General features: G+C 33.5%; 14 protein-coding genes, 1 pseudogene and 1 riboswitch. Of the genes and pseudogenes, 7 read left to right on the top strand and 8 right to left on the bottom strand.

Features of this window, described 5'->3' with window-relative positions:
• The first annotated feature begins 762 nt into the window (after window positions 1–762).
• Entirely contained in the window at window positions 763–1344 is a 582-nt protein-coding gene (locus ACLHDF_RS30470) for a Crp/Fnr family transcriptional regulator (protein ID WP_413922090.1), read from the top strand.
• 127 nt (window positions 1345–1471) lie between these two features.
• The gene (locus tag ACLHDF_RS30465; protein WP_413922117.1) at window positions 1472–2488 is read left to right on the top strand and encodes an NAD-dependent epimerase/dehydratase family protein; all 1017 of its coding nucleotides are present in this window, start codon (window positions 1472–1474) and stop codon (window positions 2486–2488) included.
• Window positions 2489–2838: 350 nt separating this feature from the next.
• On the opposite strand, the gene ACLHDF_RS30460 is transcribed toward ACLHDF_RS30465, so the two are convergent.
• Both ACLHDF_RS30460 and ACLHDF_RS30455 read right to left on the bottom strand, forming a co-directional pair.
• The gene (locus ACLHDF_RS30460) at window positions 2839–3186 is read right to left on the bottom strand and encodes a cupin domain-containing protein (RefSeq protein ID WP_413922116.1); all 348 of its coding nucleotides are present in this window, start codon (window positions 3184–3186) and stop codon (window positions 2839–2841) included.
• Window positions 3187–3221: 35 nt separating this feature from the next.
• Window positions 3222–3857: a class I SAM-dependent methyltransferase gene (locus ACLHDF_RS30455; protein ID WP_413922115.1), complete on the bottom strand. Its 636-nt coding sequence runs from the start codon at window positions 3855–3857 to the stop codon at window positions 3222–3224.
• A 108-nt stretch (window positions 3858–3965) separates the two neighbouring features.
• On the opposite strand from ACLHDF_RS30455, the gene yeiL reads away from it, so the two are divergent.
• A complete protein-coding gene (gene yeiL, locus ACLHDF_RS30450) occupies window positions 3966–4628 on the top strand; it encodes a transcriptional regulator YeiL (RefSeq protein WP_413922114.1) in 663 nt (220 codons plus the stop codon).
• A gap of 155 nt (window positions 4629–4783) precedes the next feature.
• Here yeiL and ACLHDF_RS30445 read toward each other — a convergent pair whose 3' ends face one another.
• Window positions 4784–5950 (bottom strand): phosphoribosylaminoimidazolecarboxamide formyltransferase, encoded by a 1167-nt coding sequence (locus tag ACLHDF_RS30445; protein ID WP_413922113.1) that lies wholly within the window; start codon window positions 5948–5950, stop codon window positions 4784–4786.
• Window positions 5951–5999: 49 nt separating this feature from the next.
• Window positions 6000–6078, bottom strand: a riboswitch (ZMP/ZTP riboswitch).
• A 122-nt stretch (window positions 6079–6200) separates the two neighbouring features.
• Entirely contained in the window at window positions 6201–6584 is a 384-nt protein-coding gene (locus ACLHDF_RS30440) for a hypothetical protein (RefSeq protein WP_377520350.1), read from the bottom strand.
• Between the two features lie 225 nt (window positions 6585–6809).
• On the opposite strand from ACLHDF_RS30440, the gene ACLHDF_RS30435 reads away from it, so the two are divergent.
• Window positions 6810–7178, top strand: a complete 369-nt coding sequence (locus ACLHDF_RS30435; protein WP_413922112.1) for a VOC family protein — start codon at window positions 6810–6812, stop codon at window positions 7176–7178.
• 287 nt (window positions 7179–7465) lie between these two features.
• Here the strand turns inward: ACLHDF_RS30435 and ACLHDF_RS30430 are convergent, their stop codons facing one another.
• Window positions 7466–7708, bottom strand: coding sequence for a DUF3951 domain-containing protein (locus ACLHDF_RS30430; RefSeq protein WP_413922111.1), 243 nt, complete (start codon window positions 7706–7708; stop codon window positions 7466–7468).
• A 224-nt stretch (window positions 7709–7932) separates the two neighbouring features.
• On the opposite strand from ACLHDF_RS30430, the gene ACLHDF_RS30425 reads away from it, so the two are divergent.
• From ACLHDF_RS30425 to ACLHDF_RS30415, 3 genes are all read left to right on the top strand, one after another.
• Entirely contained in the window at window positions 7933–8430 is a 498-nt protein-coding gene (locus tag ACLHDF_RS30425) for a hypothetical protein (RefSeq protein ID WP_413922110.1), read from the top strand.
• A gap of 368 nt (window positions 8431–8798) precedes the next feature.
• On the top strand, window positions 8799–9803 hold the full coding sequence (locus tag ACLHDF_RS30420; protein ID WP_413922109.1) for a DUF3231 family protein: 1005 nt from the start codon (window positions 8799–8801) through the stop codon (window positions 9801–9803).
• A gap of 65 nt (window positions 9804–9868) precedes the next feature.
• A complete protein-coding gene (locus ACLHDF_RS30415; RefSeq protein ID WP_413922108.1) occupies window positions 9869–10336 on the top strand; it encodes a hypothetical protein in 468 nt (155 codons plus the stop codon).
• Between the two features lie 156 nt (window positions 10337–10492).
• On the opposite strand, the pseudogene ACLHDF_RS30410 reads toward ACLHDF_RS30415, so the two are convergent.
• From ACLHDF_RS30410 to ACLHDF_RS30400, 3 genes and pseudogenes are all read right to left on the bottom strand, one after another.
• Window positions 10493–10792: pseudogene (locus ACLHDF_RS30410) on the bottom strand (MFS transporter); the annotation flags it as partial.
• A 63-nt stretch (window positions 10793–10855) separates the two neighbouring features.
• A complete protein-coding gene (locus ACLHDF_RS30405; protein ID WP_413922107.1) occupies window positions 10856–12010 on the bottom strand; it encodes a hypothetical protein in 1155 nt (384 codons plus the stop codon).
• Window positions 12011–12336: 326 nt separating this feature from the next.
• Window positions 12337–14661 carry a DPP IV N-terminal domain-containing protein gene (locus ACLHDF_RS30400; protein WP_413922106.1) on the bottom strand — a complete coding sequence of 775 codons (2325 nt, stop codon included), beginning with the start codon at window positions 14659–14661 and terminating at the stop codon, window positions 12337–12339.
• Between the last annotated feature and the right edge of the window lie 175 nt (window positions 14662–14836).

Below are 14836 nucleotides of genomic sequence, written 5' to 3'. Positions count from 1 at the left end.
TTAAATCCATTGATATTTAGTGATATAAGGTTAGGACAATTTGTAGTTGTAGAAAAGGAACCAATTTGTCGTCAGTTAAAGTAAATAGTGAAACCTTAGTAATAACTAAAATACTTTAGTATTTACTCAATAAATAACAAAACGTAGATAAGGTTATTTTTAAGAAACTTAGTCTATTACAACATTTATTTTTAAGGATATATGTATATGAATCTATAAACCTGGCCAGACTAATAACGTATTCCCCCTATTCCAATAAATTTGAAAATCCTTTGCCTACATGGGCAAAGGATTCTTTTTGTATATGTAAATTTTTCTTAAGACGCAAAGTCTTGAAAACTAACTACAAGATTAGTTAGCATAATGGATTTTATCAGTATCTTTTCGAATTTAGTTAGTTTAACTTTTCATACACATGAAAGTAATGTTCATAATGATTGACTTCATCCTCAGTACCTTTCTCAACTGATAACTCTTTCCATAGGGTAAGATCACATGCCCATCAAGCTAATATTTTGAAGTACCCCCAAAACGAAATTTTTATCTCTTGATAGTTATTTATGAAAATTAAATTCATTTTTTCGTTTTGGGTAACAGCCAATTTCTTAAGTTGATGGATGTGTGTTGCTACCCCAATAAGTGCTAATCGTTGATTGTATTGAATTTTAAGTGAATCTATTATGTTGCTTGACATGGTTAAATGCTATAATAGTAAATTATGGATAAAGGATATGCCTTATATGTTTAGAGAGGTGATGAATTATGCTTAATAAGCCGAGTGATTATATTGAAGCTGGTTTGAAGCTGGAGTTGGAAGAAGATTTAAAATACTTATTTAATTCAACAGCTGATATAAAGGTGGTACCAAAGGGTACAATTGTTTTAAGGCAGGGGCAAAGAGTTTCTTCACTGTATTATATTCATAAAGGAATTATGAGAGGATATTATATAGATGCTGCAGGGAATGATGTGACAAAATGTTTTGCAGCTGAAACGGAATTTGCCTGTGCAGAGGGTTTATTAAGAGTTGAAGAAGCTAGATTTAGTGTAGAAAGCCTGCAAGACAGCATTTGCGTAGTTATTCCGTATAATTCCATAGACCAAGGTATGAAGAAAACTAATCAAATGAAGGTTATATTCACTAATTATATTCAGAAGATTCTTGTTGGTATGCTAAATCGAGAACAGGCGTTACTTATGAAAGATGCACTGGAAAGGTACATGGAGTTTAAAAGAGAGTATTCTTCTTTAGAGAGTAGAATAAATCAATCATATATTGCTTCTTATATTGGAATTAGAGCAAGCTCACTTAGTAGAATTAAGAGAAGTATGAAAATAGAATAAACGTTTTTAGGAAACATCAAATAAAAGTATTTGGTGTTTTTTTATTGCAATTTACATATGTCAATTACAACAGGCTATTATCGCATTATGATAACTGGTGTAATCACTGATTTAGGAGGATTTATTTATGAAGAAAATTTCCTTAGTAACAGGTGCAAATGGTCATTTGGGTAACAACTTAGTAAGGGAATTATTAAAAAGAGGAGAAACTGTTAGAGCAAGTGTACGAGATTTAAATGACAAAGAACCATTTATAGGCCTTGATTGTGAGATCGTCTACGCCGATTTGAGGGATAAAGACTCACTTCATAAAGCACTTGATGGAGTGAATACCTTATATCAAGTAGCTGCTGTATTTAAACATTGGGCACAAGATCCTGAAAAAGAGATAATTATTCCTAATGTTGAGGCAACTCAAAATATAATGGAGGCTGCTAAAGAAGCAAATGTAAGAAAAATAGTATATGTAAGCTCCGTAGCAGCATTGTCATTGGACAAGACAAACTTAAAGGGTAAAATTGATGAAACTACATGGCTTGAAAACAGTCATGGAAATGCATACTTTGATTCAAAAGCACGAGCTGAAAGAACAGCTTGGGAGCTGGCAGAAAAATATGATTTAGATATGGTTAGCGTTCTTCCTGGTGCAATGATTGGTGGAGAGTTTTTAAAGAAAACTCCAACCATACTGGCCTTCGATAGTATTCTTTTAGGAAAGATGAAAGTTAACTATATAAGTGAAATGACGCCAATAGATGTAACTGATGTTGTGAAAGGTATGATTGCTGCAGCGGAAAAAGGTGTAAGGGGTACAAGATATATCTTGGCTAATGAAGAGCCTGTAACTTCAGATGATATCATTAAAATTGCAAAAAAATTTATTCCTAATCTTGAGATACCACAAAAATATACTAAAGAACAGTTGTTAAATTTAGCTGATAAACTTGAATTTGAAGCAAAGGAAAAGAATACTCAGCCATCACTACTTAGAAGTCAAGTAGAATTATATTATGGTGGAATAAATAGACACTATGACCTTACTATATCAAGACAGGATTTGAATTTTAAGCCTAAGTTGGGTGAAGTGGCATTAGAAGAGTATTTTAAACGGTTTTTTGCTAGCCTAAGAAAAAAATCCTTATAATGAATCGGCTACACTTAACTGGACAATAAAATAAAGTTCAAGTAGACTTACCGCCAATTCTGGGCATACTTCTAACTCACATAAGTGAACAGTCCCAGAAACTTTATATGAGGTCCCACCACATCGTCATCAAGTTAAGACGAATTTGTATCTATATAACGAAAAAAACGCTATTCTTTTTGTAGAAATATACAAAAAGGATGGCGTTTTTGATGAATCCTATCATTTCAAATGAACTGAATCTTTTCGCACAAGAGCTACAATACTTTTTATAGGAAATTTATCTGTACATGCGTAAGAGCCATTTAAGACTTATCTTAAATGCCTTTTACAGTGTTATGTTATTTCATTTACTCATCAATAATTATCGTATCAGCGTTTATATCCTCGAAACAAAGGTTTACTGTTCTTTGTTTCGCTCTGGTTCTATGTACTATTCCAGCTGGTATAAGTAACGTATCATTCGGTTTTAACACGGCTGTATCTTTATCTTTAAAATCAATTAAAAGTTCTCCCTCCAAAACCATAAAAAGCTCATCTGAATTAGAATGATAGTGCCATTTGTATTCGCCTGAAAATACAGCTATACGAAGGCAGTGATTATTAATGTTCGATACAGGAAAATTCACGTGTTGATCTTTAATATCTTTTGTAATTTCTTGAAGATTAATCTTTTCGAGCCCTAATTTCTCTAGCATTACAATTCCCCCTTTATATTTTATCTATAATAAATTCAATTTAATTTCCCCATATATACTAAACCATTTGAACGATTTCCATTCATAGTTGTATATTCTAATTTCTTGTATTCTAAGGTTTCAAATTGATCTACCCATTCTTTCACACGTTCTTCGCTATGATGACGTAAAATGGCCCCATCTGGTAATTCAAAAACCCCATATGTATGACACTTAGTGAGTCCCTTTTCATAACGTAATTTATTTCTTTCATCACTATTCAGTAGAAAGTCGTTAATGTAAATAATACCTCCTGGCTTTAGTACCCGTTTAATCTCATTTAAAATAGCATTTTGTTCTTCACTTTTATGAACACATGTTAAAACTGCAAAAAGTAAGACAGCATCCAAAGAATCATTAGAAAAAGGAATCTTCCCACTTTGAATAACTTGAAAATCGATTTCTGAGTCGTGAGACTTAGCTCGTTTAATCATTTCTTCCGAAAAGTCTACACCATGTAAATTGTTATAATCGTAACTTCTTAATTCCAATAAAGTCCGTCCATACCCACAACCATAATCCAATATGGCAGCATTGTGATTAACATGTGTTAGGAATAATTCAGGTTGAAAAGGCGTAGTAAATTCTTTTTTATTAGCTACTTCATTCCAATATTCATCTTGTTTGATCATCTTTATGAAACAACTCCTTATTGATCTATCAACTTTTATTGCATCATAGCATGTAAAAACATAAAATAATGTGAGATATCTCATATTTTTATAATAGTAGGAGAAAAAATGAAATTCTTAAACGACCCTATGCAAAGTTACTATATCGAGAAATACTCTATTCAATCACTTTTTTCCTTTCCAATTACTCCATTTATTCAGGTCTGCGAATTTGAACGTGGTGAATTTATTTATAAGGAAGGCTCCTATCCTCAATATATTTATTATCTTGTTGAAGGTAAGGCAAAACTCTATGTTACACACGAAAATGGGAAAGTGTCCTTAATTAATTTTTTACAAGCTCCAACATTTATGGGGGAAGTGGAACTATTAAATTCACAACGATATTCTAAAGCCATACAAACTGTCACAAAAACCATTTGTTTGGCTATTCCTATTGATACCTGTAAAAATAAGCTCTTAACAGATGTTACATTTCTCAGATATTTATGCAGTTTTTTAAGCGAGAAAGCAACTAGAATTTCAGCAAAGTATACACAAAATCAGGCCTATCCACTTGAGAATCGCCTTGCTGCTTTTATAATGTTGTCGGCTGATGATAACTTTTATAAAGAAAAACATACTGAAGTATGCGAATACTTGGGTGTATCATATCGCCATCTACTCCATGTACTAGCCCAACTATGTAAATCAAATACTATTGAAAAGCAGTCGCGAGGCTACATTATTAGAGACAAAGAACGTTTGAAAAAATTAGCTGAATTAAATTAAAGACACTCATAATAACCTCGTTTCATAAGAAAGATAATTATATGTATATGATATAAAAGGTAGTTACCATAATCACATGTATCGAAAACAGTTTAAAAGAGCCAGTCCCTTTATAAGTCTTGGCTCTTTTGGGCTAATTATATTTAATTCATAGCTCAATGATGGAATACACGTATACCTGAATGTGCCATGATCATCCCGTATTCATTTGCTGCCTGTGTAACTTGTTCATCTCGTAAAGAATTTCCTGTTTGAACCACATATTTAACGCCACTTTGAGCCGCACGATCGATATTATCACGGAAAGGTAAAAAAGCGTCGGATGCATAGGAAACGCCTTTTAACCTTTTTAGCCATTCTCGTTTTTCACTCTTACTTAGCCTAGTAGGGACTTCTTCAAAACACTGTTTCCATTGTTCATTTTCTACCTCAGTAATATCATCATTCAGCCACCCATCAATTGCATTATTCACTTCTACACGAGAAATGTCTTCTCTGAACTTCATGTTAAGAGCCCTTGGATGCTGTCTTAGCCACCAGTTATCAGCTTTTTCAGCTGCCAACCTTGTACAATGAATACGAGACTGTTGTCCAGCACCAATTCCAATCGTTTGGCCATCCAAGGCGAAGCAAATAGAGTTTGATTGTGTATATTTTAATGTAATAAGAGCAACAAGAAGGTCTCTCTTTGCATTATCAGGGATATCACATTGAGTCGTAACAATATGATTAAAAACTTCTTTCCCAATCTGTACATCATTTCTTTGTTGTTCTAGAGTAATGCCAAATACCGTTCTTTTTTCAATTGGATCAGGCACATAGTTTGGGTCAATCTCTAAAATTAGATATTTTCCTTTCTTTTTCTGTTTCAAGATCTCTAATGCATCTTGAGTGTAGCTTGGTGCAACAATTATATCAGAAACCTCTGTTTTGAGGAGAGTAGCTACAGTTATATCCACTTCATCACTAAAAGCAGCACAATCTCCAAATGAAGACATCCTATCTGTCCCACGCGCTCTTGCATAAGCAATCGCTAAAGGAGACAGGTCTAGGCCTTCAACAAAATAGGATTCAGTAAGTGTCTCATTTAGTGGAGAGTACACAGCTGCACCTGCTGGACTTACGTGTTTAAAAGATGCTGCTGCAGGTTGACCAGTCGCCTGTCGAAGCTCTCGGACCAGTTGAAAAGCATTTAATGCATCTAGAAAGTTAATATAACTCGCCTCTCCATTTAAGATTTTAAAAGGCGTGTTCTCAGCATTCTGAACTTTAGCTTCACTTTGATTTGGATTCATCCCATATCGTAAACAAATTTCTTTCACTTAAAAATCTCCTTTCTAAATAAAAAAAAGTATTTGAACTCATGTTCAAATACTTTGCCCAGGCGTACGGCCGTTATCTATGTGCTTCCTCATGGTCCTCCATGTTTACGCCAGTAACACATAGTCTGTTTTATAAGAGAATTTTACATAATAAAAGTAATTTTAACAATACCTTTATCCGAATTTTTCTTTTTTAATTATATATCATATACAAATCTAATTTACATAACAGACATTCTAGGAAGGAGCTTTACTTTGCTTTTAAATCAAACTTATCCTCTTTACCATTCCACTTTATTGTCACATGATAAGGAACTTTGCTACTTTGAGTAGCACATCCACTACAATTACTATTTAAATTGATTTTTCCTTCTGTCTCATTATCTGTACCTTCTAATTTTCCTGTTTCTCCTTCCACAACATAAGAAACTTTTCCTAATTTCTCTTTATCTTTTCCTTTATAGATGATACTGCCTTGCCCGTTTTCAGTATTCTCTCCTTTATTTAAAAGGTATAAAGCTTTCCATTGTTCTCCTTCACCTTCAAAACGAACACTTTCATCCTTGCTACTACAACTAGATAATGCTAATAAAAGAATAGTTATAAATCCCAAAAACAAAAAATTCTTTTTCAACTTTAAATCCCCCTAAAAAATATATACTTGTATGTTAACATATCTAAGTTTGATTAAGGAAAAAGTGTATATTATTTACAAATCTAGTTACCATAATGTGAATTCTAGGAAGATATAAGTTTATCTTATGCTCTCTTTAAGTTTTCTGTAATTTTATTACATTTAGAGTTTATATAAAATTAAAGTGAATAACTTATCTAACACCTTAATTTTAGGAGGAATTTGATGTCTTTCACTTTTAAAGCAATTGATCATATTCAATTAGCAGCTCCAAAAGGTTCTGAAGAAGAAGCAAGAAACTTTTTCACTAAGCTATTAGGATTTAAAGAAGTAGAAAAACCAGAAAACCTAAAAAAAAGAGGCGGAGTATGGTTTGGTTTTGCTAACTATCAAATTCATATTGGAATAGAAAATCCATTTTCACCAGCAAAAAAAGCACATCCAGCATTCGAAGTAGAAAATATTCATCTGTTAAAAGAGCATTTAAGCAACAATAATGTAGATTACATTGAGGATGAGAACCTTCCAGGAGCAGAAAGATTCTATATGGACGACCCTTTTGGTAACCGACTAGAGTTCCTAGAATGGAAGTAATCTAAGGATGTATAATCTATGCATTTCCAGTTTACATAATTCCTCTTCTGAGTCGTCATAACCATATTCTGTTTTCTCTTGAGCAGCTAATGGATAGAATTGAATATATCCATTAGCTTTTTGCTCGAATTCTATGATACAGCATGTAACATTATCCTCTTGTTGTTAAAAATTTTGATTAATCATTTCAATGTCATGAGGGTTGTCACGTCCTTCATAACATTGAAGTACTATCCGATTTTAGAACTTCTCGAATCTCTAATTCGCCATCACTTATTATCATGTTTTTACAATCCCCTGCTGTCTTTAGTAAATGTGTTAGGCCTTTTACCATCGCCTTGTTCTTCATCTTCTATAATTACTTTTTGTTCTTCATGAAAATCTGAACGAGTTTGTCCTGTAATATTGTCAAATGGTGTATAAAAAGCAGTTATGTTTTTCTTTTTTATAAACAACTTATAGAAACCTATTATTACTAGTATGACAATAGTTAAAGGTAGCCCGATAGCAGCTAAAGCAAAAGTATTCATTATTCATTCTCCCTTCTAACTTTATTAAATGTACGTATTTAAAAATAGAAAGGTTTCATTTGTTAAGTAGCCTGCTCGTCTGAGTTAATATTTTTAGTTACCATAATGGATTTTATCGGTAGTAAAGATCATACTAAAATGCAATTATTTATTTGAGGGTTAAATTAATAAGTTCTTTTAAATAGGGTAGAATAAATACATCTTCCAAAAAGAGGTATTTAATTATGCACTCAATCATTCAAAATTTAGATTTATCTGCAAGAGGAGTTTGGTTTCCTACCCTAGTAGGGATTCTATTATTATTTTTTGCTCTTTTCATGCCTAAAAGAAGAATCAATTGGTTAGAGTTTTATATTACTTTTGGCGTTGTAGGTTATGTTGCATGGATTTCTGATACGGTAGTAGGAGGAATGTTAGATTTGGTGGATCTAGGTGATCCTAAAATTACGGGACTAGGTGAATTTGCGGGTTATAGTTTTATTCCTTCATCTCTTTCTGTTATCTATCTAAACTACGCGAAGAAAACGAACAAATGGACTCTTGTTCTTCTCTTTACCTTAGTGTCAACTCTAATTGAATGGATAATGATACAAATAGGGTATTTAAAAATAAAAAATGGGGGCTTTTTCATTTTCTCCATAATTGCCTATTTAGGTGTATTTGGTGTTATTCTTCCTCTACACATAAAGGTTATAAAAAAGAACTTACTGTATAACAAATAAAATTTATTATCTATAAGTAAACTACTCAAGAAGAAACAGGGCAACGTCTTATACAACCTACTTATGAAAAGAGAAAACCCTACTGAACATGGGGTTAGCCCCCAGGAGCAGTGGGGTTTTCTCTTTTAAGCTGTATATGTTATACAGCTTTGGTTAACATATTGTTTTTTATCACAAGCACGCCTTTGGAATCAATTCCAAAGGCTTTTTTATTAAAACTGAAATAGATTTTTTGCTTACAATAGGACCTGTTATAAAAAATCTAAAGTTACCGAAACCATCTCATGGAATACTAGTAACAAAAAAATTCACGGAATAATTACTAAACATTTGAAGCATAATTAACTTAAAAATGGAGGTATTATGTGATGAAAGATAAAAACCCAATAAGTTCATCAGAGGTGGGGACACTTTGGCTTACATATCAAGAAAAAACCATGATCCTAAGAATATTAGAATATTTTATAGAAAAATCAGATGATCAACAAGCAAAAAATATAATGGGAGGCTTATGGCAGGAACTAAGCTATTATGTAACAAAAATAAAGAAGATCTTTCAGGAACAAGGTATAGTTATCCCTGTTGGATTTAACCAAGAAGATGTAAATTTAGAAGCACCTAAGTTATATGATAATGGATTCGATATTATGTTCATACGTATTTTAAAAGAAATTAGTATGGGGATGTACACCCTTAATATGAATATGGCCTATCAAGATGATGTAATGGAAATTTATGAAGGTCTCACTTCTACCACTCAAAAAATTTATAAATCATCGACTCTTTATTTACTGGAAAAAGGTATCCTTACTCTTCCTCCTAAAGTAACAATGCCTAAGTCCTCTGAGTTTATTGAAAGTAAAAGGTATTTAAATGGATTCAATCCCTTTAATGACAAAAGGGCTTTGAATGATCTTGAGCTAGGTTATCTTCATCATGGAATAGAGACAAATAATATTGGCATGCAGCTAATTACTGGTTTTGCCCAATGTACAGAAGACAAAGAAGTAAAGCAATATTTTGTAAAAGGAAAAGAACTTGCTAAGAAACAAATAAAAGTATTTGGAGATATACTTCTTGAAAGTGATGTTCATTTTTCTGCGACTTCTGGGAGTACTGTGACAACTTCTAAAGTAGCTCCATTTTCACAAAAACTCATGATGTTTTGCATTTACCTCCTGAATGGTTTTGGAATTGTAGGAAGTAGTTTCGGGACAATTTTTAGTTTAAGAAAGGATGTGTCCATGAAAACAGCCTTAATTGCAAAGGATATCTACTTCTACGCCGATGAAGGAGTGAAAATTATGATTAAAAATGGCTGGCTAGAGGAACCACCTCAAATGGAAGATCGACCAAATTTAATAAAAGAATAAGCAGTGTAAAAGTAAAGTATAGATTAACTACTCTCTAAAAAATAAGATATAGAAGTGAATTCGAAATGACCAAAGAAAAATTAGAAAGTATTTTTTGGAGCATAGCATTGCCAGGTTTTCCTCAAATATTGAATAGAAAACTGACAAAAGGAATTCTATTTATAGGATTAGAATTCCTAATTAATGTTCAATCCAATTTTAATACAGCCATCATGTTAAGCTTTCAAGGAGAAACTGAAAAAGCAATTGAGCAAACCAATTATCAATGGTTAATGTTTTATCCATGTCTTTACTTTTTTGCAATGTGGGACGCCTATAAAGATGCAGACGGCAAAAATTCCCCTCTTATGTTTCTACCATTTGTATTTTCTGCCTATTTCGTTACAGTTGGAGTGATTTATTCTTCTACCTTTAAAATTAATAATGTATTATGGGGACCGATATGGTTCCCTATCCTCTGTCTACCAATTGGTTTACTAATTAGCATCGTTATAAAAAAGATAATTCTTTATAAAATAAAAAGCTCCAATTAATTTTTTGGTTCGTGAAAAGAACTACTTCATTGAAAATAGTGAGTTCTTTTCTGTTTTTTGATGTATATGATCTTCAAATTTACTTAACATAATGTGCGTTCTAGGTAGTCATAATAAATAAAAAAGGTAAGCCGTTAATTAAGGCTTACCTTTCTATTAACCTTGTAGTTGTTCGTGAGCATCTATTTTATCCTTTTGCTTAACCTTATGAGGTTCAGGCAGTAACAAGTTTAAAATGGCTGCTTCTGCTAAGATCATAATTGAAAGATAAAAAGAAATATTGTAACTACCTGTTTCGTTATAAAATAAACCTGGTAAATAAGCGCCCAATGCCGATCCTATTTGATGGCTAAGGAATAACCACCCTAAAATAAAACCAATGGAGTATTCTTTAAAATATTGAGTAGCTAGTAATTGAGTTGGAGCTACAGTTACAAAGGCAACTAATCCGATTATCTATTTTTCTATCAAACTTTATTATAAAGCTACAGTAGTGGTCTTTATCTTGTCTTTCTTGCATTATTTTTTAGGATGAATCGTACCATTCGAGTAATAATCCACCATATACTCCCATGTACACTTACCATAAGTAGTAGTCATGTCCAAGTATCTCATACCATTAGCACCAGGAGATCCCATATAGTAAGTAAATGGATAGGATTTAGATGCTAACTCTTCTTTAAATGTTGTTTCATAATCAATTAATCTATTATATTTTGTAATATTAGTTGTAGTAGTACCGGCAATTTTCTCATCGTACTCCATATCCACTCCAATAGTTCCTATTCTCTTATTTACATAAGCTTGTGGAAGGATATAGCTTCCGTCTGTATAGGAAAGTGTTCCATTTATCATGCTTTTTTTAACAACTTTTAGTAAGTAATCGGGTTTGTTCAGAACCGTACCATTTTGTTGGGTATCGCCATGAAAATACCAATTAGGCTGTAGGAGCACTGCATCAAAAAGATTGGTTTGATTGGTTACCCAAGCTACTCTTCTTAAAATATCAGTATCTGTATCAACATAAGGAGCCCATGCTAATTTTTTGTATCCGTTTGTGGAAGAAGAAACCCATGTATCAAGCGCTTTAAATAGCTGGACAGTCACATTAGAGTTCATACTATTATTTAATTTACTCCAATAATCTCCGGTATATACTGTAGCTTTAGTGCCATCTGGATCAGCATTATCTTTATAAACATGTTCAACATTAACGTAAATACCTACTATATTGTTTGTCCAGATTGCACTACCTAATTCGGTTTTGAATTTTTCTAGTTCTGCGGTAAGAGGGTCAGATCTAAAATCTGTACTTTTTGAACCTCTATGTAAAGTTCCTAACCAAATTTTTGCCCTACTATCTTTTGCTATGATTTTTTTGATTAAATCTAATTTTAATTTGTAATCAGTATCATCATGAACAGAAATGTTCGGTGATAAAACAATAAACTGATTGGCCCCTTTCATGAGATTCGTAAGCTCAGTATCTGTATATGTGTTATAAGTGGTAGAAGCAGCAGGATCAATTTTGCCAGCATACATAAGAACCGATTTCATAGATGGACCATATGTAGTTGCTGCCTCTGCGTGATTAGTTGCCCCTAATAGAGATGGCAGTAATAAAGCTGCGGCAGTCACAGTAGATAACAGAAAACTTCTTAATTTCTCAATCATGCATTTTCCTCCTGTTTTAGTTAAATTTTGTATATTTAAGGGATATGACAACGGTTCATTCTTTTTCGAGCCACTTGCAAAAAAATTTCAAATATATGATAAAACAATAACTTTAAGGCAATTAGATTTGAAGTTTTCAAGGAAACCTTCTTGAAATGTATTCCGTAAATTTATTTTTAGCAGTATTTACAAGTATTCTGTAAACAAATCTTGTTAAATTCTTCTTAAAAAGTTAACGGAACTCTAATTCTGTTAACTAAAATAATGAGTGGCCCCAAAAAGTAGTAATCTTTGCCGTACCCCTAAGAGAGAATACTATCTGTGCATCATATTGGAAACATGGGATCTTTAATCGCATACTCTTCCGGTGGTTCTATTCCCATAAGGTTTCGTATAAAATAATCCCATCGTCGACGTATAAAGTAAACATCTTCTGAAATCCCATGCTGCCGATTCGGAAGAATAAGTAGGTCAAAGTCTTTGTTTTCTTTAATCAAAGCATTCACCATTCGCATGGTTAAAGCAGGATGGACATTATCATCCAGGTCTCCTGTCACCAAAAGTAATTTTCCATTTAGATTCCTAACCAATTTCGTGTTATCTTGTTCACAGTATAGTTCTGAATCAAAAAGCCCTTGAAACCGTTCTCCCCAAGCCGCTAAGTATAAGCGTTGATCATGGTTCCCGCACCCTGATATTGCTACCTTATATACATCCGGATAGGTCATTATAGCTCGCGCAGCTGCATATCCTCCTCCAGACTCGCCATAAATACCTACTTTTTCTGGGTTTAGAAAAAGATACTGCTCCGCAAGCTGTTTAATAGCTACTACATGATCCTCAAGTCCTGCAGACCATTCCAGTTTCCCGTCAGAAAAGTCATGGAATTCCTTTGACCTATAAGGAGTACCTCTTCCGTCCATTAGAATAACAGCAAATCCAAGTTGTGCAAAAGATTGAGCACCGCCCACTTGATCAACTGGTAGCCCTAATGCATACTCTCCCCCCCAAGTAAATTCTTTCGGTGTGTGAGTTATTTGAGGGCCACCATACATATAATCTAGAATGGGATATTTACACCCTTTGTTTATTTTTGCAGGAGGAATCAGTATTCCGTACAAATCCGTTATCCCATCGGCAGCCTTGACAGTGAAACGCTTTGGAATTTGATATCCATTTGATAAGAGAAGTTCAACATCAGCTTGCTCCAATGTACAAATTAATTTTCCGTCTGTTGAACGTAAAACAGATTTAGGTGGCATATCTACACGTGAAAAAGTATCTACAAAAAAACAGTAATCAGGAGATATAGACACGTTATGCTCGGCATTCTCCGGAGTAAGGAGCACTAAGTCTGATCCATCTAGCCGAACTCGATAAAGGTGCTGAAAATAGGGATCCCGCTCCGGTTCTCGGCCACTTGCAGTAAAATACACCCACCCTTCTTTTTCATTAACACCAATGAGTCGACGGACTGTCCAAGGTCCAGAGGTAATTCTACTTTTTAGTCTTCCTGTACGGCTATCATAAAGATAAAGGTGTGACCAGCCGTCACGCTCGGAATGCCAAATAAAAGAGTTATCATGGCATAACCATTGGACATTTATACCTCCTTTTCCACTTTTAATGTTGTAGAAGTCTGTAAATAGGAATGTTTCACTTTTCTCCTTTAACAAAGTTTGCGTTTTACCAGTTTTTACATTAGCGACAATAAACTGCATAGATCGATAATCGCGAGCCATTTTTGTGAAATAAACTAAGTCGCTGTCATTTGTCCAATAAGCTGTTTGACAAATAGAACTAAGTGGTGAGAATAATCCAGTAATCATAGGTTCTGTATCCAATTGAATCATCGATTGCTGTTCAATATCACAAATTACAAATTGGGCTAATGGAAGGTGTTTATCTCCGACTAGCGGATAACGGTATGAATGGATGACAGGTGGCTTTGCATCTTCAGAAGGAACAGACTGTATAAGAGTCATTTTTCGCACATTACGTTGATCAAGCCGGTGTGTCAAAATTTGTTTGGAATCTGGAGACCACAGTGCTGCTGGTGGAACCTTTTGGTTAGATAATCGTTTAAGGATAACGGAAGTTTCTGATTCCGGCTGAGTACCATAATCATAGTATCGTTTACCATCATGAGTTAATTGGATGATTTGCCCTGTTTCTAAAGAACGTACAAATAAGTTATATCCCTTGATAAATGCAGCCCAACGCCCATCAGGGGATGGAAGTTCATGCGCAGATAATTTTTTAGTTTTGATTTGTTTACAATGATAGTTAGTTAGATCGCAAATCCACGTGGATTCATATAATTCAAATTGAATAGCCCTCTCGTCATTGACATAGGTAAAGGAGTTGAAGGGAAGGTTATCTGAATCAACTTCACGTGAAATAGCACTTGAGAGGGATTCTGCAAGTTTAGCATGATCGAAAGCAGATTCTTTAGTATTTGACTGTGGATTTATTAATACAAATTGTTTGCCGCGTTTGCTTTCTTTTCGAATATCTTTTTGATACCAAAAGCGGCTTTCCTTATCTAACCAGTTAGGAAAGACTTTACCGTTAAATACATCTTTTATAGCGTTCCAAGAAAGTAGACGCTCTGCTTTCTCATAGTGTTCATCGGTTACTGATAATGTCATATCTATCACTCCTTTAATTATTTATAACATCCACGTTAGTGTAGTAAAAACATAGAATCATTCATTTTTCTCATATTCAAGGACTTACATAAAATACTAATCTAAACAGCTTATAGGTGAATTCTTCTTATTTTGGACAGACTTTACATGTTCTTTGCACCTACCTTTTCATTAA

The sequence above is a fragment of the Priestia megaterium genome, from assembly GCF_046599315.1.
Classification (GTDB): Bacteria; Bacillota; Bacilli; order Bacillales; family Bacillaceae_H; genus Priestia; species Priestia megaterium_F.
The sequence above is the reverse complement of the archived record's forward strand: the minus strand, read 5'-3'. Positions and strand labels throughout refer to the sequence as shown.